Source organism: Rhizobium sp. CBN3 (genome assembly GCF_030518245.1).
GTDB classification, from domain to species: Bacteria; Pseudomonadota; Alphaproteobacteria; order Rhizobiales; family Rhizobiaceae; genus Rhizobium; species Rhizobium aethiopicum_A.
The window spans coordinates 55663-76861 of record NZ_JAULSE010000019.1 but is presented as its reverse complement, the minus strand read 5'-3'; the positions used below and the strand labels follow the sequence as shown (position 1 = coordinate 76861).

Genomic DNA, 21199 nt, shown 5'->3' with positions numbered 1-21199 from the left:
CATGAACATCAAGACCAACAGGATCGCCTTCCAAGGCGAATTCGGCGCCAATTCCGACATGGCCTGCCGCGACATGTTTCCGACTATGGAGCCGCTGCCCTGCCAGACTTTCGAGGATGCCTTCACGGCGGTCGACAATGGCGACGCCGATATCGCAATGATCCCGATCGAGAACACCATTGCCGGGCGCGTCGCCGATATCCATCATCTGCTGCCGGAATCGCGGCTGCATATCATCGGCGAATATTTCATGCCGATCCGCTTTCAGCTGATGGTGCTGCCCGGGGTCACCAAGGATGAGATCCGCACGGTCCACAGCCATATCCACGCACTTGGACAGTGCCGCAAGATCGTGCGCGCTCACGGCTGGAAGCCTGTCATCGCCGGCGATACGGCCGGGGCGGCAAAACTCGTGAAGGAAACCGGCGACCGCTCGATGGCGGCACTTGCTCCGCGCCTTGCCGCCGATCTCTACGGGCTGGAGATCGTCGCCGAGAATGTCGAGGATACTGAAAACAACGTCACCCGTTTCGTGATCCTGTCCCGCGACGAGGAATGGGCGCAACGCAGTTCGGCTGAGGAGAAGGTCGTCACCACCTTCGTCTTCAACGTTCGCAACATTCCGGCTGCGCTTTACAAGGCGCTCGGCGGGTTTGCGACGAACAATATCAACATGACGAAGCTCGAAAGCTATCAGCTCGGCGGAAAATTCGTGGCGACGCAATTCTACGCCGATATCGAGGGCCATCCGAACGATCCGAACGTTCGCCGAGCATTGGAGGAGCTGCGTTTCTTCTCCGAGAAGGTGCGCATCCTCGGCGTCTACAAGGGGCATGTGATGCGAGGCCTGCTTTAACAGACTTCGCGCTCTCTTATTATTTATCCGGCTCGCAGACGCGCAGCCGGTGCCCGTCCGGGTCGAGCACCACGAAGGTCGGGCCGAAATCGAGCTCGGTCAGTTCCTGGGCAATCGGCAGGCCGCGCTGACGCCAGTCATCATATTGCCTGGCGACGGCATTTTCTCCCGCGAGCATGAAGGCCACTTCGCCTCGATTGCCGATGGCGGAGGGCTGCGGCTCGACCTTGCTGCGCCGCCAGAGACCAAGGGTGAAGCCGCCATCGAGCGGGAAGGCGACGAAATTCGGCGCTTCCACGGCCGGTTCCCGGTTCAGGAGGTTCCGATAGAAGCTGGCGCTCTCGGCCGGATCCTTGACATAAAGGATTATCAGATTGGGGCTGATCATTGCGGTTCTCCCGTTGCTGTAAGTTGGGGCCTGCGAGATCTCCTGCTGCCAGTTTATGGCAGCAGAAAACAGAAGGCGCTGCGAAAGCAACGCCAGCTCTCGTCAAGTGAATGAGCTGGACAATCAGATTTTAGAGCGGGAACCGATCATGGAGGCGCGGGTTGCGCCCATCAATGAAACCGAGGTCGCACTTGCAGGAATCCGGTATGGCTTCGATATCGAGTTTTGAGCGGCTCGGCTCGGAGATCCGGAAAAAGCTCATAGCCAGGCGCAGCAGGCCGGAGCCTGCCGACTGCCGGACGTCGGCGAAAGTTTCGGCTGAAATGATATCGGCAAAACTGTCGGTGGCGAAGCGATCGCCGGCCTGTTGAATGATTGGAGGCGTTACCATGATCAGTGCTCCTTTCTGGTGAATTGAGACTGATAATAACTCTCCCTGCTGACAGTTTATGGCAGCAGCGTTCAGGTCTCCAGCGGCACGTCCTGCGTCTCGCGCCATTCCTTTAGGAGCGCTGTGCGGCGGCGGGGATAACGCATCTCATGAACCGCCATATCGATGATGCGATCGGTGCGGAAATGGCGGAAATCCTGGCGCAGTTCGCACCAGGCCATGATGATGCGCACATGCTCGAAATAACCGAGCGCGAAGGGCCAGACACGGCGGCGGGAGATCCGGCCCTGCTCGTCGCCGTAATGCAGTTCGACCACGCGCTCCAGACGGATCGCCTTGCGGATAGCCGAAACATCAGCCCTGTCCTCGTCCTGGCGCTTGCGGCCAACGAAGAGTGTCGCCGAATCGACCGTTTCACGCATGTCGGCCGGCAGCACGGCGACGATCTTGGCGAGCGCATCGGCGCCGGCGCCGGCAAGGCGCGGCTCGGCGGCGCGGGCCACCCAGCGCGAGCCGAGCACCAAGGCTTCCAGCTCTTCTTCGGAAAACATCATCGGCGGCAGCATGAAGCCGGGCTTCAGCACATAACCGATGCCCGCCTCGCCTTCGATCATTGCGCCCTGGGCCTGCAGGCTGGCAATATCGCGATAGAGCGTGCGCAGGCTGACGCCGGTTTCCTGGGCAAGAACAGTTCCGGTCACCGGCCGCCGATAACGCCGAAGCGTCTGGAGCAGCGTCAGCAGCCGTTCCGAGCGGGCGACCGGCATGGCGCTACCGCTTCCACTCCGCCCAGTCGCGCATCAGGCGGTGGGCGATCGCCCCTTTCGGTGGAGAGGCCTTGCCGGTCGCACTCGGGCGTTCCAGCATCTCGATTGTTTCCTCGCGGGTGAACCAGCGGCAATCCTCGAGTTCCGTCTCGTCGCGCGTAATTTCGGTGGATTTGGCCTCGGCGTAACAGCCGATCATCAGGGAATGCGGCATCGGCCAGGGCTGCGAGGCGTGATAGCGGATGCGGCCGGTGCGGATGCCGGATTCCTCCAGCGTTTCCCGGCGCACGGCGTTCTCGATAGTCTCGCCGGGTTCGACGAAGCCGGCAAGGCAGGAATACATGCCGGGCGCAAAATGCGGGCTGCGCCCGAGCAGGCAGAGATCGCGCGTCTCGTCGATCGTCAGCATGATGACGACGGGGTCGGTACGAGGGAAGATCATGTGTTCGCAGGCGGCGCAGACGCGCTTGTAGCCGCCGATATGAATCTCCATCGCCGCGCCGCAGCGGCCGCAGAATCGGTTGTCGCCATTCCAGCGGATGAGGCTTGCGGCCTGGGCGAATTCGCCGAGCAGGACTTCGTCGATCAGCATCTCGCGGAACAGCGTGCGGCCGTCGGCGGGCTTGTATTGGCTGGTGAGATCGTCGACGTCGATGCCGACGGGAACGGCAAGGCGCGGCTCGCCTGATTTGCGGTAGCCGAGCAGCACCGTCTCGTCCCAATTCGGCTGCAATTCCTGCAGTTCGTAACGGGCAAACAGCGGATCGAGCACCTGGCCGTCATGTTTCAGCACCAGCTTGTCTCGGGCGAAGGCGAAGATATGAGTGCCGTCCTTGGCCAGGGCCCTTTCGACGGAATGTTCGTCGCGGTGTTCGGAATCGCGATTGAGGTCGTTGGCGGCAAAGGCAGTGAGATTGCTGGGTTCCGGATGGGGCACATCCGAATCGAAAAGCGAATGGTTCATGATGAAAGGGCTTCCCGCAGCTTTGCTGTGAATTCGTCTCTCCTTGCGTCCTCGTAAGGCTCCGCGCGCCCGAAACCCCAGACGGGACCCGGCCAGTTGGCGTCGCCTTCGAAGCGGGCAATGACATGAACATGAAGCTGGCGGACGATATTGCCAAGAGCCCCGATATTGATTTTTGCAGCACCGGTAATGTTCTTCAAGGCCTTGGCGACGAGCTCGGTCTCGAAGGCGAGCAGCACCTGATCGAGCGGCGTCAACTCGAAGATTTCGGTAATACCAGCCCGGCGCGGAACCAGAATGAGCCAGGGCCAGCGGGCATCTCTCGACAATCTGAGATCACAGAGACCGGTGATCATGATGCTGACGCTGTCGTTTTCCAGCCGGGGGTCGAGCACAAAACCGTCCAAAGGGCATTCCTCCTGTCTTTTCCTACGACTAGCAGTTTTTTTGGATGTTGGCTTGCTTTTGATGACGATATTGCCGATATGTGCATCCGGGAGGTTGGTGGTGGACGAGCCACTCGCCAACCGGGTCAGGTCCGGAAGGAAGCAGCCCTAACGAGCCCGGCACGGGTCATCGTGCCAGCCTCCCACCTTCTCTCCACGAAATGCCCGACGATCCCGGGCGACAAGCAGGGCGATGAGCGACACCGAGCGACAATCAAAAGATGCCGCCTCGACGGGCACCGGATACCGGGTGCTGGCTCGCAAATACCGCCCCAAGGATTTCACGGACCTGATGGTCGGCCAGGAGCCGATGGTCCGCACGCTCACCAACGCCTTCGAGACCGGCCGCATCGCGCAGGCCTATATGCTGACCGGCGTGCGCGGCGTCGGCAAGACGACGACGGCGCGCATCCTGGCGCGGGCGTTGAATTACAAGACGGCAGAAATCGACAAGCCGACGATCGACCTGCGTGTGCCCGGCGAACATTGCCAGGCGATCATGGAAGGCCGGCATGTCGATGTGATCGAAATGGATGCCGCTTCGCATACGGGTATCGACGATATAAGAGAGATCATCGAGCAGGTGCGCTACCGGCCGGTTTCGGCGCGCTACAAGGTCTATATCATCGACGAAGTGCACATGCTGTCGACCCAGGCCTTCAACGGTCTATTGAAGACCTTGGAAGAGCCGCCGGAGCATGTGAAGTTCATCTTCGCCACCACCGAAATCCGCAAGGTGCCGATCACCGTGCTGTCGCGCTGCCAGCGCTTCGACCTGCGCCGCATCAGCGCGTCGGATCTCGTCGGGCTGTTCACGACAATCGCGGCCAAGGAGGGCATCGAGGCGGAAGGCGACGCGCTGGCGATGATCGCGCGCGCCGCCGAAGGCTCCGCCCGCGACGGCCTGTCGCTGCTCGATCAGGCGATCGCCCATGGCGCGGGCGCCGTGCAGGCGGAAGCCGTGCGCGGTATGCTCGGCCTTGCCGACCGCGCCCGGATCGTCGATCTCTTTCAGCATATCGTAAAAGGCGACGTGGCCGGTGCACTCGGCGAGTTCCAGAGACAGTATGAGGCCGGCGCCAATCCGGTGGTCGTGCTCACCGATCTTGCCGATTTCACTCATTTGGTGACGCGACTGAAATATGTGCCGGATGCGGCGAACGACCCTTCTCTGAGTGAGATCGAGCGCACCAAGGCGGCGGAATTCGCTAGGGGTGTTGCGGTGACGACGCTGTCGCGCATCTGGCAGATGCTGCTGAAGGGCATTCCCGAAACGGAAGGCTCGTCGCGCACGGCGGGTGCAGCCGAAATGGTGCTGATCCGACTCGCGCACGCGGCCCATCTGCCGGCGCCCGAGGATGCGGCGCGGCGGCTTGCGGAGTTTGCCGGCGACAATGCCGACTCGCGCCCCTCCTCCCCGCCTTCCGGCGGAGGCGGCGGCACGCGGGTTCCCTATCAAAGCAGTGTCGCGGCACGCGCGCCTGATATCGCGCCGAGCAAGCTGCAGCCTTCGGCGCCGGTGGCAATGCTGCGCGCCGTGCCGAGCAGCCAGCCCGAGACCATGCCTGTCGGGCGGATAGAGGCGAAACCGGCGGAAGCGCCGAAGCCGCTCGTCAAGGTCAATTCGGTCAGCGATATCGTCAATCTCGCCACCGAGAAGCGCGACGCGAAGCTGAAGGCGATGGTGCGCAATTTCGTGCGCCCGGTGCGGATCGAGCCCGGCCGGCTTGACGTCAGCCTGACGGAAGGCGCGCCGACGACGCTGCTCAACGAGCTTGCCGTCAAGCTGAAGGAATGGACCGGCATCCACTGGATCGTTAGCCTCAGCCGCGACGAAGGCCAGCCGACGCTGGTGGAAGCAGAGGCCAGGACCCGGGAACAGCATGTCATCGATGCCCGCCAGGACCCTGACGTGGCGGCGATCCTGGCGCATTTTCCCGGCGCAAAAATCATCGACGTGCGCGTGCGGGCGCCCGAACCGGAAGAGGAAGGCGAGGCCAAGCCGCCGGCTGCCGCCGAATCCGAAGAAGGCGACATTCTGCCCGGCGACGACATAGAATTCTAAGGTTTCAAGAAGGAGTGAGACGATGCGCGACATCATGGGCATGATGGGCAAAGTCAAGGAAATGCAGGCCAAGATGGAGCAGATGCAGGCGGAGATCGCCGAGCTCACGGCCGAAGGCAACGCCGGCGGCGGCCTCGTCACCGTCGTCATTTCGGGCAAGGGCGACCTGAAGAGCCTGAAGATCGACCCGTCGCTGTTCAAAGAGGACGATGTCGAGATCCTCGAGGATCTAGTCGTTGCCGCCCACAAGGACGCCAAGGACAAGGCCGAGGCGCTCGCCGCCGAAAAGACCAAGGCGCTGACCGCCGGCCTGCCGATCCCGCCCGGCTTCAAGCTGCCGTTTTGATAGCAGGCAATTCGGTCTTAGCCTTTCCGCTTTCTTCGAATTGCGGAAATATTCCAAAGCGTGTCGCATCAAATTTGATTCATGCGATGCGCTTTATTTGTTTTGATGCCCGTCGTTAGGGCGGGCTTCTGCGTACTTTCAGGTGACGTGAAACTAACTATTTGTTTTCAAGTAATTCCCTACAGAAAATGACGCCATAGTTTTGCTGGAATTGCTCTCATATTCAGCAAGTAATTTCACAGGTCTCATAGGATTTTTCATGAAGATCTCCGAGGTTTTTCGCCTTTGCCTCGCCGCTATTCTGGTCGCGCCAACAATTGTCAATGCAGGCCAGTGCGACCGCAGCAAGCGCGTTTACGTCTTTGATCAGCCTAATCCGGGCGATCCAGGCGACGACACCAAAATCATTTATAAGGTTCGCGCAGGAGAACACCCATTCTATGCGGAACTGATAAGATTTGAAGCTTGGCGAAAATCAAAACGGGTGTGGTCTATCGACGGCGTTGTGACATGCAGCGATGTTATCCCAATGTGCGATTTAGACTTGCCATCTTCACAGAAAAATAGCGATAAATCCGTGTCCTACGAATGTTTTAAGGAAATCAATGATCCGGCAGCGCCTAATGGATCAACTGTACCGTTCCTGATCCCAGTCACTGAAATTTTTTCCGGCGATCGAACACTGTACATTGCCTTCGGCAATTTGACCGCTTTCTCCATGGCTTGCAGCAAGCATATGGGTGTCCACATTGACCGGAAGGAGCTGCTGACCGAGGATGAACGGAAAAACGGTTTCATGTTGCCTCCTTTCGTTCGGCTAGATTCATGTCAGGAGTAGATCGCCGTCTACCCGGTGACGATCCGGTCGTCATTGTCGCTGTCCAGCGCCCTTATATTTCAGTCTCCAGCATCGCCCTCAGCTTATAGTGAATAGGAGCGGCGAGATATTGCGCCCGGTCCGGCTCTGAAAGCCGCCGGCCGAAGGTTCTCATCAGTTCCGGCATCGTAACTTTCTCTCCGACAAAAGGCCGATGCTCCACTGGCATTCCGGCCTCGGCCGCGCCGCCTCTGACGACGCGGCAGTAAATGCCGGGGCGGGCGGCCACCGTATAGCGCTTGACGAATTTCGGGTCGTTCATCCTGGCGGCGAAAGTGGCGCAGGGAATGCGGCACGATGTGACTTCGAGGATGAGATCGCCTGATATGAACCGGTCGCCGACTGAGACGTCGCGATTGTCGAGGCTTGAGATTACCATGTTTTCACCGAAGGTGCCGGGCTCGTAAGGCTGGCCGAGTTCGCCGGCCCACCAGTCGAGCGTCAGCGATCCCTCGACATAAACCGCCTGATCGACGCCGCCATGGTGTTTGCGGTTGCAGATGGCATCGCCGACCAGCCCTTCAGCGTCGATCATCACCGCGCCATTGACGGACCGCTTGAAGATGCCGGTCTTATAGCTCTTGCCAGCCAGCCTTTCCGGATTGCCGATACAAAGCGCCAGGATTTTCATGGGGCACCCGATCCTTCCGCGATTCCGTTTTCGTTCCATATCAGTTAAGAACGGCGCATGGCAAAACGAGTCACCGGCCCCGAAATCGAAAAACTTATCCAGCTTCTGGCGAAGGTGCCGGGCCTCGGGCCGCGCTCGGCGCGCCGCGCAGCACTGCATCTGATCAAGAAGAAGGACCAGTTGCTCGGCCCGCTGTCGAACGCGATGGGCGAGGCCTATGACAAGGTGAAGATCTGCTCGCGCTGCGGCAATGTCGATACGGTCGACCCTTGCACCGTCTGCACCGATACGCAGCGCGATCAATCCGTCATCATCGTCGTCGAGGACGTCTCGGACCTCTGGGCGTTGGAGCGGGCGGGCGCAATGAACGCCGCCTATCACGTGCTCGGCGGCACGCTGTCGCCGCTCGACGGGATCGGGCCCGACGATCTCAATATTCGCGGGCTGATCGACCGGATCGGCGAAGGCGGCATCCGCGAACTGATTATCGCCGTCAACGCCACCGTCGAGGGGCAGACGACGGCGCACTACATCACCGATCAGCTGCAGGGACTTGAGGTGAAGATCACGCGGCTGGCGCATGGCGTGCCGGTCGGCGGCGAGCTCGACTATCTCGACGAGGGCACGCTGGCGGCGGCGCTACGGGCGCGGACGGTGATATGAGGGGGTTGCGTATGTGGCAGCGTACCCCCCTCTGTCCTGCCGGACATCTCCCCCACAAGGGGGGAGATCGACAAGAGGCGCAGGCCTCCCAAAATCTTGATCGTGCGCCAGGCGGCTTCGACCATCTTAGGCGCTTCATTTGGGCAAGACGGCGCCCCCAGCCGATCTCCCCCCTTGTGGGGGAGATGTCCGGCAGGACAGAGGGGGGTGTGGCTCGGCGGCTGCTTATATTCGCACTTGCTGCTATGACTGCCCTCCTTCCTCTCCCCTCATACGCAGCCCCATCGAAAGCCGATGTCGAGGCACAGTTCGAAAACTGGGTGCAGAAGGACCTCTGGCCCGAAGCAAAGGCGGGCGGTATTTCCGAGACGACCTTCAAGGCCGCTTTCTCAGGCATCACGCTGAACTGGAACCTGCCGGATCTCGCTCCGCCCGGTTTCCCGCCGCCGAAAGAACAGAAGCAGACGCAGGCGGAATTTTCCTCGCCCGGCCCCTATTTCAACGAGGACCGGCTGCAGAGGCTTGCCGTAACGGGACGCGGCTTTGCCGCGCAATATAGCTCGACGCTGAAGCGGATCGAGAAGACCTATGGCGTGCCGGGCTCGATCGTGCTCGCCATCTGGGGCCGGGAAACCGGCTTCGGCGCCGCGAAGATCCCGGAATCGGCGATCGAAGTGCTGGCGACCAAGGCCTTCATGTCGACGCGCAAGGAGATGTTCCGCGCCGAGCTGGTGGCGGCACTGCATATTCTCGACGGCGGCGACGTGACGCCTGCCGATTTCAAGAGTTCATGGGCCGGCGCGCTCGGCCAGCCGCAATTCATGCCGACGAGTTATCTGAAATTTGCGGTGGATTTCGACGGCGATGGCCACCGCAACATCTGGACCTCGGTGCCGGATACGCTCGCCTCGATCGCCAACTATCTGGTCAAGAAGGGCTGGCAGCGCGATCGTGACTGGGGCTTCGAGGTGTCGATACCCGAAGCGGTCTCCTGCGCGCAGGAGGGGCCTGATCTGGCAAAGCCGCTTTCGCACTGGGCCTCGCTCGGCATCGAGCGCATCTCCGGCAAAGCCTTTCCCTCAGGTGAGATGAAGGCTCAGGGCATGATGCTGGTGCCGGCCGGCCGCGACGGCCCGGAATTCATCGTCACGCCGAATTTCTATATCATCAAGGAGTATAACAACTCCGACCTCTACGCGCTTTATATCGGCAACCTCGCCGACCGGATCGCCTCGAACGGCGACGCATTCGAAGGCGAATGGGGCGATGTCGGCAAGATGCTGCGTTCGGATGTCGCCGCCATGCAGAATGCGCTGGAGCGTCAGGGTTATGACGTCGGCGGCTCCGACGGATTGCCCGGCTATAAGACGCGGCGCTCGATCGGCCAGTGGCAGGCAAAGAACGGCATGAAGCCGACATGCTTTCCCGAAGCCAGCATGAAGGGCAGACTGAAATAGCCGGATTCAGAGGTTGCGTTTCAGCCCTTCATGGCTGACGACGAAACCGAGCTTTTCGTAGAAGCGGATCGAGTCTTTCCGTGTCTTGTCCGATGTCAGCTGCACGAGGCCGCAGCCGCGCTCGACACATTGGGCGACCGCCCATTCGATGAATTGCGCGCCGAGGCCCGCTCCGCGACACTCTCTTGCGATACGCACGCTTTCGATCTGCCCGCGCCACATGCCGGTCCGGGAGAGGCCGGGAAGAAAGCTCAGCTGCAGGCAGCCGACGACCTGGTCGGAGGCGTCGGTCGCGACAGCAAGCAACTGGTTGGCATCCGCCTCGATCGCCGCGAAGGCCGAGAGATAACGCGCATCGACGGGATCGGAGACGATTTCCCTGGCGGCGCCGAGATCGTCATCGGCGAGAAGCCGGACGATGGCGGCGAGATCGGATAGGCGGGCAAGCCTGAAGCTGTACATGGCTGCTCTCAATGATGCAGATCGATCGGCGCCTTGTGGAAGACATCGTCGCCTGGCGGGATGGCCTGGCGCTCGATCATGCGGTGGACGTGGGGCGGGCCTTCGCCGCGATGAAGGGCGCGGAGCCGGTCGATGTTTTCGGCATCGGCCTGCGTGCGCCGCTGGTTGTGTCTTATATATTCCACCCAGGTCGGGGTATGGTAAGTCTCCGTCCACAGTCCGGGATTTTCGAGATCGCGCATCAGCGCCCAGTTGCGAGCGCCGTCGCGGATGCGGATACGACGGCGCTCGCCCATCAGCACCATGAATTCCGCCAGGTCGTCGTCGGCGATCTCGTAATCGACCTGGATGACGATCGGGCCGCTGCGCGGGGTGATGTCGAGGCTCAAGGCCGGCGCGGTGAAGCGGTTCAAGGGATCGAGATTGAGCGAAGCGAAGGCGGGCATGGAAAAGCGCAGGCCGATCGCAATGCCGAGCAGCATGACGGCTGATGACATCAGCAGCGCATCGGCGACGCCATAGCGATCGGCGGCGACACCCCAGAGCCAGCTGCCGCCGGCGATGCCGCCGAAGGTGACGGTCTGGTAGAGCGACAGCGCGCGGCCGACCACCCAGCGCGGCGTCGACAGCTGGACGATGGTGTTGAAAAGCGACAACGCCGAGACCCAGCAGGCGCCGGCGACAAGCAAACCGGCGGAGGTCAGCACGGCGCTCGGGCTGACGGCGGCTATGACGGCGCTCAGCGCAAAGCCGGCGAAGGCCAGGCGGATGATCGTCTCGCTGGACAGTGCCTGGCGAATTCTCGCACTCAGCACTGCACCACCGATCGCGCCGATGCCGAAGGCGCCGAGCATGAAGCCATAGGTCAGCGGACCGCCGGCAACGAGGTCGAGCGCGACGACCGGCAGCAGCGCCAGGATCGAGCTGGCGCCGACGCCGAAAACCAGGCCTCGCACGAGGACCTTTTCGAGATTGGGCGACATCGAGACATAACGCAGGCCGGCAAAGATGGCGCTGCCGAGCGCCTCCCTCGGCAGAGTCGAGACGGGTGTGCTCGGGCGCCAGCGCAGCAGGGCGTAGATCAAGGCGAGGTAACTTGCGGTGTTCACCGCGAAGGCCGCGGCAGCACCCGCAGCCGCCACAATGACGCCGCCGATCGCCGGGCCGACGCTGCGGGTGATGTTGAAACCCATGCTGTTCAGCGTAACGGCGCCCGGCAGATCGGCGCGCGGCACCATATCGCCGACGGAGGCCTGCCAGGAGGGATTGTTAAGCGCTGTGCCGCAGCCGATCAGGAAGGTGAAGAAGAGCAGCAGCCAGGGCGTGATCCAGCCGAGAAGGGCTGACGCCGTCAGCAAGGCCGAAACCGTCAGCATCATGCACTGCGCCGTCAGCATGACCCGGCGGCGATCGAAATTATCGGCCAACGCCCCCGATACCAGCGAAAACAGCATGATCGGCAGCGCCGTCGAGGTCTGCACCAGCGCGACCATATCCTCCGAAGCGGTGATCGTCGTCATCATCCAGGCAGCACCCACCGCCTGGATGAGGCCGCCAAAATTCGAGGAAAGGCTGGCGAACCAGATGGTGCGGTAGGTATCGTGCCGCAAAGGCGCCAGTGTCGACGATGTATAGCCCACGATGTCTCCCGTTTTTGTTATTGTGTGCCACCGGCAATATATGCGGAAGACGATCGCTGGCCATAGGTCCGTTCCCCTCGCCCGGCATGAATTGGCGGAATCGGTCGCAGACCTTGCAATTTCGGAAAAACCCGACTATATGGCTCTCAAATTCTTGATCGCTTGATGAAGAGTGGGCCGCAAGGACCCGCTCTTTTTTATTAGCTCGATCGCCTGAACAGCTTGAAATTGCGAGGAGCGCCGCTTGTCGGACATGACAAACGCAGACAACGAACTTGAGCCGCGGCTGATTACCGAAACCGGGCTCGACCAGCGTCTTGCCGATATCATCGAACCCGTTCTCGTCGGCATGGGTTTCCGGCTCATCCGCGTGCGCATGCTGAACCAGAACGGCGCGACGATGCAGGTGATGGCCGAGCGCAACGACGGCACGATGACGGTTCAGGACTGCGAAGAAGTCTCGATGGCGATTTCTCCCGTCCTCGATGTGGAAGATCCGATCGATAAAGAGTATCATCTCGAGGTGTCTTCGCCCGGCATCGACCGTCCGATGGTGCGGAAATCCGATTTCGTCCGCTGGCAAGGCCACCTTGTAAAGTGCGAAACGTCGATCATGATCGGCAACCGCAAACGCTTCCGCGGCAAGATCGTCGAAGCAGACGCCGATGGATTCACGCTCGAGCGTGACCAGGTCGCCTACGGGGAAGAGCAGAAGGTCATCATTCCCTTCACGGCGCTTAGCGATGCGAAGCTCATTCTGACCGACGATCTGATCCGTGATGCGCTGCGCGCCGACAAGCTGGCGAAAGCGCAGGCCGCGAACCAGAACGAAGCAGACGACCAGGAATAACCGATCAACAGACCGCTGCAGGGACGGGAACCCTGGAGTAAAGACGGAGAAACAAAACAATGGCAGTCAGTGCGAACCGGCTCGAACTTCTGCAGATCGCAGATGCAGTGGCGCGCGAAAAAGTCATCGACCGGGAGATCGTGCTTGCCGCAATGGCCGATGCCATCCAGAAGGCGGCGCGCTCCCGTTACGGCACCGAATCCAACATCCGGGCCGACATCAATCCGAAGACCGGTGAAATCCGTCTGCAGCGCCTGCTCGAAGTGGTCGACAAGGCCGAGGATTATTCGACGCAGATCCCGCTGGAACTTGCCCGCGACCGCAATCCGGACGCAGCCCTTGGCGATTTCATCGCCGATCCGTTGCCGCCGATGGATTTCGGCCGCATCGCCGCACAGTCCGCCAAGCAGGTGATCGTGCAGAAGGTGCGTGAGGCCGAGCGCGACCGCCAGTTCGACGAATTCAAGGATCGCGTCGGCGAAATCGTCAACGGCACCGTCAAGCGCGTCGAATACGGCAATGTCATCGTCGACCTCGGCCGCGGTGAAGGCATCATCCGCCGCGACGAAATGATCCCGCGCGAGAACGTGCGCTATGGCGATCGCGTCCGTGCATACGTATATGATGTCCGTCGGGAGCAGCGTGGTCCGCAGATCTTCCTGTCGCGCACGCATCCGCAGTTCATGGTGAAGCTCTTCACCATGGAAGTGCCCGAGATCTACGACGGCATCATCCAGGTGAAGTCGGTCGCCCGCGATCCGGGTTCGCGCGCCAAGATCGCGGTGATCTCGAACGACAGTTCGATCGATCCGGTCGGCGCATGCGTCGGTATGCGTGGCTCGCGCGTCCAGGCCGTCGTCGGCGAACTTCAGGGTGAGAAGATCGACATCATCCCCTGGAGCCAGGACCCGGCGACCTTCGTCGTCAACGCCCTGCAGCCGGCGGAAGTGGCCAAGGTCGTTCTCGATGAGGACGCCGAGCGCATCGAAGTCGTCGTTCCCGACGAGCAGCTGTCGCTTGCGATCGGCCGCCGCGGCCAGAACGTCCGCCTCGCTTCGCAGCTGACCGGCTGGGATATCGACATTATGACGGAGGCCGAGGAATCGGAACGCCGTCAGAAGGAATTCAACGAGCGCACCAACCTGTTCATGGATTCGCTCGACGTCGACGAGATGGTCGGCCAGGTTCTGGCGTCGGAAGGCTTTGCCGCCGTCGAAGAACTTGCCTATGTCGATCTCGACGAAATCTCCTCGATCGACGGTTTCGACGAAGAGACGGCGCAGGAAATCCAGCAGCGCGCCCGCGAATTCCTCGAGCGTCTCGAAGCCGAGATGGATGAGAAGCGCAAGGCGCTCGGCGTTGAGGACGAGCTGCGCCAGATCGACGGCATGACCGCCCAGATGATGGTGGCGCTTGGCGAGGACGGCATCAAGACGATCGAGGATTTCGCCGGTTGTGCGGCCGATGACCTCGTCGGCTGGACGGAACGCAAGAACGGCGAAACGAAGAAGTTCGAAGGCCTGTTCTCCAAGTTCGACGTCTCGCGTGTCGAGGCCGAGCAGATGATCGTGCAGGCCCGCCTCGCGGCCGGCTGGATCACCGAAGAGGACCTGGCGAAGGGGACCGAAGAAGAGGTCACCGAAGCCGAACAGGAAGCATGATGACCGCGCATGAGCCGAACGTTCTTCCCGAGGACGACGATCTTGCAGGGTATGACGTGAACGGACGCATGTGCATCGTGACGCGCGAAAGCGGATCGCCGGAAGAGCTGATCCGCTTCGTCGCGGCTCCCGACGGAACCGTCGTCGCCGACCTGAAGCGCGAGCTTCCGGGACGCGGCTGCTGGGTGAAGGCCGACCGGTCGCTGGTCGACAGGGCGGTGGCGAAAAAGCTGTTCGCCCGGGCGCTGAAAGCGGAAGTGAAGGCAGCGGACGATCTCGGCGCAAGCGTCGACCGACTGCTGGCGGCGCAAGTGATGCAGATGATGAACATGGCGCGCAAGGCCGGCCAGTTCGTCAGCGGCGCTTCGAAAGTGGATGCCGCGGTCAGAAGTGGAGCAGCCCTTGCGGTGTTCCACGCCACTGACGCAGCGGATGATGGAGTGCGAAAAATCGACCAGGCCCGCAAGGCCTGGCACCTCGGAATGGAGACCGAGGAGGAGATACCTTCCTACCGTTTCTTCTCGGAGAGCGAAATGGAAGGCCTGATGGGCCAGAATGCTTTTATCCATGCCGCAGTGCTTGCAGGGCAGGCGGGTGAGGGTGTAGTGAAGCGCGCAAAGATGCTCGAACAGTACCGTATTGGCGGTCAGTCCCGGGCAGCGGGCGGCGCTGGCCGGCAACAACAATGAGGCGGTCACCGGCATCGGCCGGTCTCATTCTCATTGATCGACAGTATTTGAACGACAGGGTCTGATCTAGTCATCGCTCCCTGTCCGAAGGAACGGGAACGAATGACCGATAGTAACGACGACAAGACACTCAGCGTAACGGGCAAGAAGACTCTCACCCTGAAACCATCGGGGATGAGCCAGGGTACCGTTCGCCAGGATATGGGTCGGGGTCGCACCAAGGCGGTCGTGGTCGAGACCCGCAAGCGGCGCCCGATGCGCCCGGAAGACGAAAAGCCGATCACGCCTGCGGTCCCCGCAGCCCCGGTTCGCGCAGCCGAACCGGCGCCAGCACCTGCTCAGGCGCGTCCGCAGCAGTCGACGCCGGCGCCGCGGATTCACCAGCCCGGCGGCGGCCAAGGCAACCAGCGTCCGCAACAGTCCTATCAGCAGCCGCGTCCGAACGATCGCCCGCGCCCTGTCGTGCTGAACCATCTGTCGCCTGAGGAAATGGATGCGCGCCGCCGTGCGCTCGCCGAATCCCAGGCACGTGACGCCCAGGATGCGATCCGCCGCGCCGAGGACGAAAAGCGCCGCGCCGCCGAAGAGGCTGTCCGCAAGGCAGCCGAGGCGGAGGAAGCCGCACGCCGAGCCGTCGAAGAGGCAGCCCGGCAGGCCGAAGCGGCCGCCGCTGCTGCCGCCGAACCGGCTGCCACTGCGGCAGCGCCGGCTCCCGCTACGGCTGAGGCTCGCCCGAACACGACCCCGCGCCCGGCAGCACCCGCGCCGGCAGCACGCCGGCCCGATACCGACGGAGCAGCCGCTCGCCCGGCGCCCGGCGCGCCGGCTGCCGTTCGGGGCCGTCGCAATGACGGCGACGATGACGATCGTGGCGCTTCGCGCAGCGGTCCGGTGCGCGGCCGCGTCGTTCGCCCCGAACCCGCAAAGCCGGTGACGACCCGTCCGAAAACGGATGAGGAGCGCCGCCGCGGCAAGCTGACGATCACCACTGCCGATGTGGACGGCGAGGACGCCGGCCGCAGCCGCTCGCTTTCGGCGATGCGCCGCCGGCAGGAGAAGTTCCGCCGCAGCCAGATGCAGGAGACTCGCGAGAAAATTTCCCGCGAAGTCGTCCTGCCTGAGACCATCACCATTCAGGAACTGTCGCAGCGCATGTCCGAACGCGCCGTCGACGTCATCAAGTACCTGATGAAAGAAGGCCAGATGATGAAGCCGGGCGACGTCATCGACGCCGACCTTGCCGAACTCATCGCCGGCGAGTTCGGACATACCGTCAAGCGTGTCTCTGAATCCGATGTCGAACTCGGCATCTTCGACATTGCCGACGTCGAAGGCGACCGCGTTTCGCGTCCGCCGGTCGTCACAATCATGGGCCACGTCGACCACGGCAAGACCTCGCTGCTCGACGCCATCCGCCATGCCAACGTGGTTGCCGGCGAAGCCGGCGGCATCACGCAGCATATCGGCGCCTATCAGGTGGAGCAGAACGGCCAAAAGATCACCTTCATCGACACCCCCGGCCACGCCGCCTTCACGGCGATGCGTGCCCGCGGCGCGCAGGCGACCGACATCGCGATCCTGGTCGTGGCAGCCGACGACAGCGTCATGCCGCAGACGATCGAATCGATCAATCACGCCAAGGCAGCCGGTGTTCCGATCATCGTGGCGATCAACAAGATCGACAAGCACGAAGCCGATCCGCAGAAGGTGCGCAACCAGCTTCTGCAGCATGAAGTCTTCGTGGAATCGATGGGCGGTGAAACGCTTGACGTCGAAGTGTCGGCCAAAACAGGCAAGAACCTCGACAAGCTGCTCGAAGCCGTTCTGCTGCAGGCGGAAATCCTTGACCTCAAGGCCAATCCGAACCGCACCGCGGAAGGTACCGTCATCGAAGCCCAGCTCGACCGCGGCCGCGGCTCGGTTGCCACGGTTCTCGTTCAGAACGGTACGCTGAAGCCGGGCCAGATCATCGTCGCAGGCGACGTCTGGGGCCGTGTGCGCGCCCTCGTCAACGACAAGGGCGAGCATATGAAGGACGCGCCGCCGGCGATGCCCGTCGAAGTGCTTGGCCTTTCCGGCACGCCGCAGGCGGGTGACAAGTTCGCCGTGGTCGAGAGCGAAAGCCGCGCCCGCGAAATCTCGGAATACCGCCAGCGTCTTGCCCGCGACAAGGCGGCTGCCCGCCAGTCGGGACAGCGCGGTTCGCTGGAACAGATGATGACGCAGATGCAGAGCACCGGCATCAAGGAGTTCCCGCTCGTCATCAAGGGCGACGTGCAGGGTTCGATCGAAGCGATTGCCGGCGCGCTGGAAAAGCTCGGCACCGACGAAGTCCGTGCCCGCATCGTCCATTCGGGCGCAGGCGGCATCACCGAGTCGGATATTTCGCTCGCCGAAGCTTCGAACGCGGCCATCATCGGCTTCAACGTTCGCGCCAATGCGCAGGCGCGCCAGTTCGCCGAACGCCAGGGCATCGAGATCCGCTACTACAACATCATCTACGACCTCGTGGACGACGTGAAGGCAGCGATGTCGGGCCTCCTGTCGCCGGAACGGCGCGAGACCTTCATCGGCAATGCCGAAATCCTGGAAGTGTTCAACATCACCAAGGTCGGCAAGGTCGCCGGTTGCCGCGTCGTCGAAGGCAAGGTCGAGCGTGGGGCGGGCGTCCGCCTCATCCGCAACGACGTCGTCGTTCACGAAGGCAAGCTCAAGACCCTCAAGCGCTTCAAGGACGAAGTCTCCGAAGTGCCGATGGGCCAGGAGTGCGGCATGGCCTTCGAAAACTACGAAGACATGCGCGTCGGCGACGTCATCGAGTGCTTCCGCGTCGAACATATCACGCGCACGCTCTAATCCTCGGCGTTACAGCAGCTTGACAAAAGCCATCCGCTCTCCGGCGGGTGGCTTTGCTACCTGCCGGCTTGACCTTTTCGGCCAAAAGAGTCATGGACGCTCTCCTTTGACGGGTTCGATTCCCAGCCGCATCGGCAAACAGAGATAACAATGACCAGACCAACATCCTCCGCGCCTTCGCAGCGCATGCTGCGCGTTGGCGAACAGGTCCGCGCCGCGATCACCCAGGTGCTGCAGCGCGGCGAAGTGCGTGACGACATCATCGAGGCGACCGTGATTTCGATCTCCGAAGTGCGCATGTCGCCCGATCTCAAGATCGCCACGGCTTATGTGACGCCGCTCGGCGTTTCCGACCACAGCATCGTCATCGAGGCGTTGAACCGCCATGCAAAGTTCATCCGCGGCCGGCTCGGGCCGCAGCTTCGGCAGATGAAATACATGCCGGAAGTGCGCTTCCGCGACGATACCAGCTTCGACAATTACAAGAAGATCGACGAGCTGCTGCGTTCGCCCGAGGTGAGCCGAGATCTCGACGGCGACAACGACGAACAATAACAGAAGAGACTGATGTCCAAACCACGCAAACCCAAGGGCCGTCCGATTTCCGGCTGGCTGATTCTCGACAAGCCGGTGGATTTCGGCTCGACGGAAGCCGTTTCCAAGATCAAGTGGCTCTACAAGGCGCAGAAGGCCGGCCACGCCGGCACGCTCGATCCGCTCGCCTCCGGCATGCTGCCGATCGCGCTCGGCGATGCCACCAAGACCGTCCCCTATGTGATGGACGGCCGCAAGATCTATGAATTCACGGTGAGCTGGGGCGAGGAGCGCGCCACGGACGATCTCGAAGGCGAGGTCACGCAAAGCTCGGACGAGCGGCCGAGCGAACAACAGATCCGCGACATCCTGCCAAAATATATCGGCACCATCAGCCAGGTTCCGCCGCAGTTTTCCGCCATCAAGATAGCGGGTGAACGCGCATACGACCTGGCGCGCGACGGGGAAGCCGTCGAGATCCCCTCGCGCGAAGTGGAGATCTTCCGGCTGACCCTGCTTGCCTGCCCGGACGCCAATACCGCGCATTTCGAAGTGGAATGCGGCAAGGGCACCTATGTCAGAGCGCTTGCCCGCGATTTCGGCCGTGAGCTCGGCTGCTACGGCCATATATCCGGGCTGCGGCGCACCTTCGTCGCGCCCTTTTCGGAAGAGGCGATGGTGCCGCTCGCAAACCTGGTGGCGCTCGAAGCGATCGAGGATATGGATGAGCGGCTCGCCGCCCTCGATGCGCTGCTGATCGACACCTGCGAAGCATTGTCGGCCCTGCCCCATCTCGTCATCAACGACGACCAGGCGCACCGGCTGAAGATGGGCAATCCGATCCTGGTGCGCGGCCGCGATGCGCCCATTGCCGAAAGCGAAGCCTATGCGACGGCACGCGGCAGGCTGATCGCGATCGGCGAAATCGGCCAGGGCGAGTTTCGACCGAAGCGGGTTTTCGCCTGAGTCCATACCACTGACGATTGTCAAGCGGTATCGATGCGATATCCTTGCCCTTGGGCCATGGCGGCCCGAGGGGAAAACCATGCGTAGAATTGCGAAAGTACTGACGTTCTTTTCGTTGTTCCTGATCGTTGCCGGCGCCCAAGCCACCGAACGATGGGCCGAGCTTCCCGCCTTTCCTTCAATGCCCACGCCGAAGACGAGCGGCATGGCCGATGTCAACGACATCAAGATGTATTACGCCGAATATGGTGAAGGCGATCCGATCCTCTTCATCCATGGCGGTCTTGGAAATGCCGACGTCTGGGGCCATCAGGTGACAGAGTTTGCCAGGGATCATCGGGTCATCGTCGCCGACAGCCGCGGTCATGGCCGTTCGACACGGGGCGGGCGGCCCTTCGGCTACGATCTGATGACCTCGGATTACGTCGCTCTTCTCGACTATCTGAAGGTCGACAAGGTGACGCTTGTGGGATGGTCCGACGGCGGTATCATCGGTATCGACATGGCAATGAACCATCCGGAGAAACTGACCCGCGTCATCGCCCAGGCGGCCAACGTCACGACTGATGGCGTCAAAGCCGACGTCTTGAAGAACAAGACCTTTAGCCACTACATCGACGTCGCAGGCGACCAGTACAGAAAGCTTTCGCCGACGCCGACCGAATACAAAGCATTCTTCAGACAGATCTCCAAGATGTGGGAGACCCAGCCAGCCTGGACAGCCGCCGATCTTGCGAAGATCTCGGTTCCGGTCACGCTTGCGATCGGCGATCACGATGAAGCCGTCAAGCTTGACCATACGGAAATGATGGCAAAGGAGATTCCCGGCGCCAAACTCGTGATTCTGAAAGATGCGAGCCATTTCGCCATGCTGCAGGATCCCGAGGGTTATGATGCGATGATCCGGGACGCCATGGCCAGCCGTTGAAAGCGGCTGCGGGAGTCCCCTCTTTCCATCGCCGCATATTTGGTTTATAGGCAGCGCCAGCGTCAGGTCCGCCTGATCGCATTCACGGCCAAAGCTGGACGGCATCCCGGCTTTTGGCGACTTCTTCTCCTCTCATAGAAAGGAACATCCGATGTCGATCACTGCTGAGCGCAAGGCTGCGCTGATCAAGGAATATGCAACCGCCGAAGGCGATACCGGTTCTCCGGAAGTCCAGGTCGCGATCCTGACCGAACGCATCAACAACCTGACCGAACACTTCAAGGACCACAAGAAGGATAATCATTCCCGCCGTGGCCTGCTGACGATGGTTTCGAGCCGCCGCTCGCTTCTTGACTATCTCAAGAAGAAGGATGAAGGCCGCTATTCCAAGCTGATCACCAGCCTGGGTATCCGCCGCTAAGATTGTCCGGCGGGCGCTTCAAGCGTCCGCCGGCTCTGTTTCGGGACGACGTTCCCGATGAAATGTTCCGCCCGCGCCCTATCTTATGCGGTGGAACGACCGGCAGGCCCGGATGGGCCGGTTCTGCCAAACCAACCGCTGACCTGTCATGGGGCAGGATTGCCGGATGCTTTCGGCCAAAGCTCTCCAAGGCTTTGGCCCAAGTTTCTCAGGAACTCTCACGTTCGGGAAACTGCCGATGAAAAGCCTCCCGTTGTCTTGCCCGTGATACGTCACATTGATTGCGGTCGACTGTGCGCTGCGCCCTGATATCGGCGATGGCGCGTGCTCCCGCATTGAAG

At 61.7% G+C, this 21199-nt stretch carries 22 protein-coding genes and 1 other RNA gene; 15 read left to right on the top strand and 8 right to left on the bottom strand.

The features are described from left to right. The first annotated feature begins 1 nt into the window (after position 1). On the top strand, positions 2-856 hold the full coding sequence (locus QWJ46_RS24140) for a prephenate dehydratase (RefSeq protein WP_302754259.1): 855 nt from the start codon (positions 2-4) through the stop codon (positions 854-856). A gap of 19 nt (positions 857-875) precedes the next feature. Here the strand turns inward: QWJ46_RS24140 and QWJ46_RS24135 are convergent, their stop codons facing one another. From QWJ46_RS24135 to QWJ46_RS24115, 5 genes are all read right to left on the bottom strand, one after another. Then, the gene (locus QWJ46_RS24135; RefSeq protein ID WP_302754258.1) at positions 876-1244 is read right to left on the bottom strand and encodes a VOC family protein; all 369 of its coding nucleotides are present in this window, start codon (positions 1242-1244) and stop codon (positions 876-878) included. Between the two features lie 130 nt (positions 1245-1374). Continuing rightward, positions 1375-1635, bottom strand: coding sequence for a hypothetical protein (locus QWJ46_RS24130; protein ID WP_184458639.1), 261 nt, complete (start codon positions 1633-1635; stop codon positions 1375-1377). A 71-nt stretch (positions 1636-1706) separates the two neighbouring features. After that, positions 1707-2402, bottom strand: coding sequence for a YafY family protein (locus QWJ46_RS24125; RefSeq protein WP_302754257.1), 696 nt, complete (start codon positions 2400-2402; stop codon positions 1707-1709). 4 nt (positions 2403-2406) lie between these two features. Then, positions 2407-3366 carry an NAD(+) diphosphatase gene (gene nudC, locus QWJ46_RS24120; RefSeq protein ID WP_302754256.1) on the bottom strand — a complete coding sequence of 320 codons (960 nt, stop codon included), beginning with the start codon at positions 3364-3366 and terminating at the stop codon, positions 2407-2409. Beyond that, entirely contained in the window at positions 3363-3773 is a 411-nt protein-coding gene (locus QWJ46_RS24115; protein ID WP_184458636.1) for an HIT domain-containing protein, read from the bottom strand. Before QWJ46_RS24115 ends, nudC begins: the two co-directional genes overlap by 4 nt. 89 nt (positions 3774-3862) lie before the next feature. Here QWJ46_RS24115 and ffs point away from each other — a divergent pair. The 4 genes from ffs to QWJ46_RS24095 all read left to right on the top strand — a co-directional run bounded on the left by ffs (position 3863) and on the right by QWJ46_RS24095 (position 7061). Then, an RNA gene (gene ffs / locus QWJ46_RS24110) (signal recognition particle sRNA small type) lies at positions 3863-3959 on the top strand. A 46-nt stretch (positions 3960-4005) separates the two neighbouring features. Beyond that, on the top strand, positions 4006-5877 hold the full coding sequence (locus QWJ46_RS24105) for a DNA polymerase III subunit gamma/tau (RefSeq protein WP_302754255.1): 1872 nt from the start codon (positions 4006-4008) through the stop codon (positions 5875-5877). Between the two features lie 22 nt (positions 5878-5899). After that, a complete protein-coding gene (locus QWJ46_RS24100) occupies positions 5900-6223 on the top strand; it encodes a YbaB/EbfC family nucleoid-associated protein (RefSeq protein WP_302754254.1) in 324 nt (107 codons plus the stop codon). 259 nt (positions 6224-6482) lie between these two features. Continuing rightward, the gene (locus tag QWJ46_RS24095) at positions 6483-7061 is read left to right on the top strand and encodes a hypothetical protein (RefSeq protein ID WP_302754253.1); all 579 of its coding nucleotides are present in this window, start codon (positions 6483-6485) and stop codon (positions 7059-7061) included. A gap of 52 nt (positions 7062-7113) precedes the next feature. On the opposite strand, the gene QWJ46_RS24090 is transcribed toward QWJ46_RS24095, so the two are convergent. Further along, positions 7114-7731 carry an MOSC domain-containing protein gene (locus QWJ46_RS24090; protein WP_302754252.1) on the bottom strand — a complete coding sequence of 206 codons (618 nt, stop codon included), beginning with the start codon at positions 7729-7731 and terminating at the stop codon, positions 7114-7116. A gap of 57 nt (positions 7732-7788) precedes the next feature. On the opposite strand from QWJ46_RS24090, the gene recR reads away from it, so the two are divergent. Continuing rightward, the gene (recR, locus tag QWJ46_RS24085) at positions 7789-8394 is read left to right on the top strand and encodes a recombination mediator RecR (protein ID WP_010066370.1); all 606 of its coding nucleotides are present in this window, start codon (positions 7789-7791) and stop codon (positions 8392-8394) included. Between the two features lie 185 nt (positions 8395-8579). Continuing rightward, positions 8580-9851 (top strand): lytic murein transglycosylase, encoded by a 1272-nt coding sequence (locus QWJ46_RS24080; RefSeq protein ID WP_302754251.1) that lies wholly within the window; start codon positions 8580-8582, stop codon positions 9849-9851. Positions 9852-9857: 6 nt separating this feature from the next. Here QWJ46_RS24080 and QWJ46_RS24075 read toward each other — a convergent pair whose 3' ends face one another. Both QWJ46_RS24075 and QWJ46_RS24070 read right to left on the bottom strand, forming a co-directional pair. After that, complete coding sequence (locus QWJ46_RS24075; protein ID WP_184458630.1) at positions 9858-10313, bottom strand: GNAT family N-acetyltransferase; 456 nt, start codon at positions 10311-10313, stop codon at positions 9858-9860. A gap of 8 nt (positions 10314-10321) precedes the next feature. Then, positions 10322-11953, bottom strand: coding sequence for an MFS transporter (locus QWJ46_RS24070; RefSeq protein WP_302754250.1), 1632 nt, complete (start codon positions 11951-11953; stop codon positions 10322-10324). Positions 11954-12197: 244 nt separating this feature from the next. Here QWJ46_RS24070 and rimP point away from each other — a divergent pair, with 244 nt between their 5' ends. From rimP to rpsO, 8 genes are all read left to right on the top strand, one after another. Next, positions 12198-12803 carry a ribosome maturation factor RimP gene (gene rimP, locus QWJ46_RS24065; protein ID WP_041678513.1) on the top strand — a complete coding sequence of 202 codons (606 nt, stop codon included), beginning with the start codon at positions 12198-12200 and terminating at the stop codon, positions 12801-12803. 59 nt (positions 12804-12862) lie between these two features. Continuing rightward, entirely contained in the window at positions 12863-14464 is a 1602-nt protein-coding gene (gene nusA, locus QWJ46_RS24060; RefSeq protein ID WP_064693309.1) for a transcription termination factor NusA, read from the top strand. Then, entirely contained in the window at positions 14461-15153 is a 693-nt protein-coding gene (locus QWJ46_RS24055) for an RNA-binding protein (RefSeq protein WP_302754249.1), read from the top strand. The genes nusA and QWJ46_RS24055 overlap by 4 nt, the downstream gene beginning before the upstream one ends. A gap of 102 nt (positions 15154-15255) precedes the next feature. Beyond that, complete coding sequence (gene infB / locus QWJ46_RS24050; protein ID WP_302754248.1) at positions 15256-18009, top strand: translation initiation factor IF-2; 2754 nt, start codon at positions 15256-15258, stop codon at positions 18007-18009. 150 nt (positions 18010-18159) lie between these two features. Continuing rightward, positions 18160-18564, top strand: coding sequence for a 30S ribosome-binding factor RbfA (rbfA, locus tag QWJ46_RS24045; RefSeq protein WP_009993666.1), 405 nt, complete (start codon positions 18160-18162; stop codon positions 18562-18564). A 12-nt stretch (positions 18565-18576) separates the two neighbouring features. Beyond that, positions 18577-19509: a tRNA pseudouridine(55) synthase TruB gene (truB, locus tag QWJ46_RS24040; protein WP_302754247.1), complete on the top strand. Its 933-nt coding sequence runs from the start codon at positions 18577-18579 to the stop codon at positions 19507-19509. Positions 19510-19588: 79 nt separating this feature from the next. Further along, on the top strand, positions 19589-20437 hold the full coding sequence (locus QWJ46_RS24035; protein ID WP_302754246.1) for an alpha/beta fold hydrolase: 849 nt from the start codon (positions 19589-19591) through the stop codon (positions 20435-20437). 151 nt (positions 20438-20588) lie between these two features. Then, positions 20589-20858, top strand: a complete 270-nt coding sequence (rpsO, locus tag QWJ46_RS24030) for a 30S ribosomal protein S15 (RefSeq protein WP_064693303.1) — start codon at positions 20589-20591, stop codon at positions 20856-20858. The last annotated feature ends 341 nt before the right edge of the window (positions 20859-21199 follow it).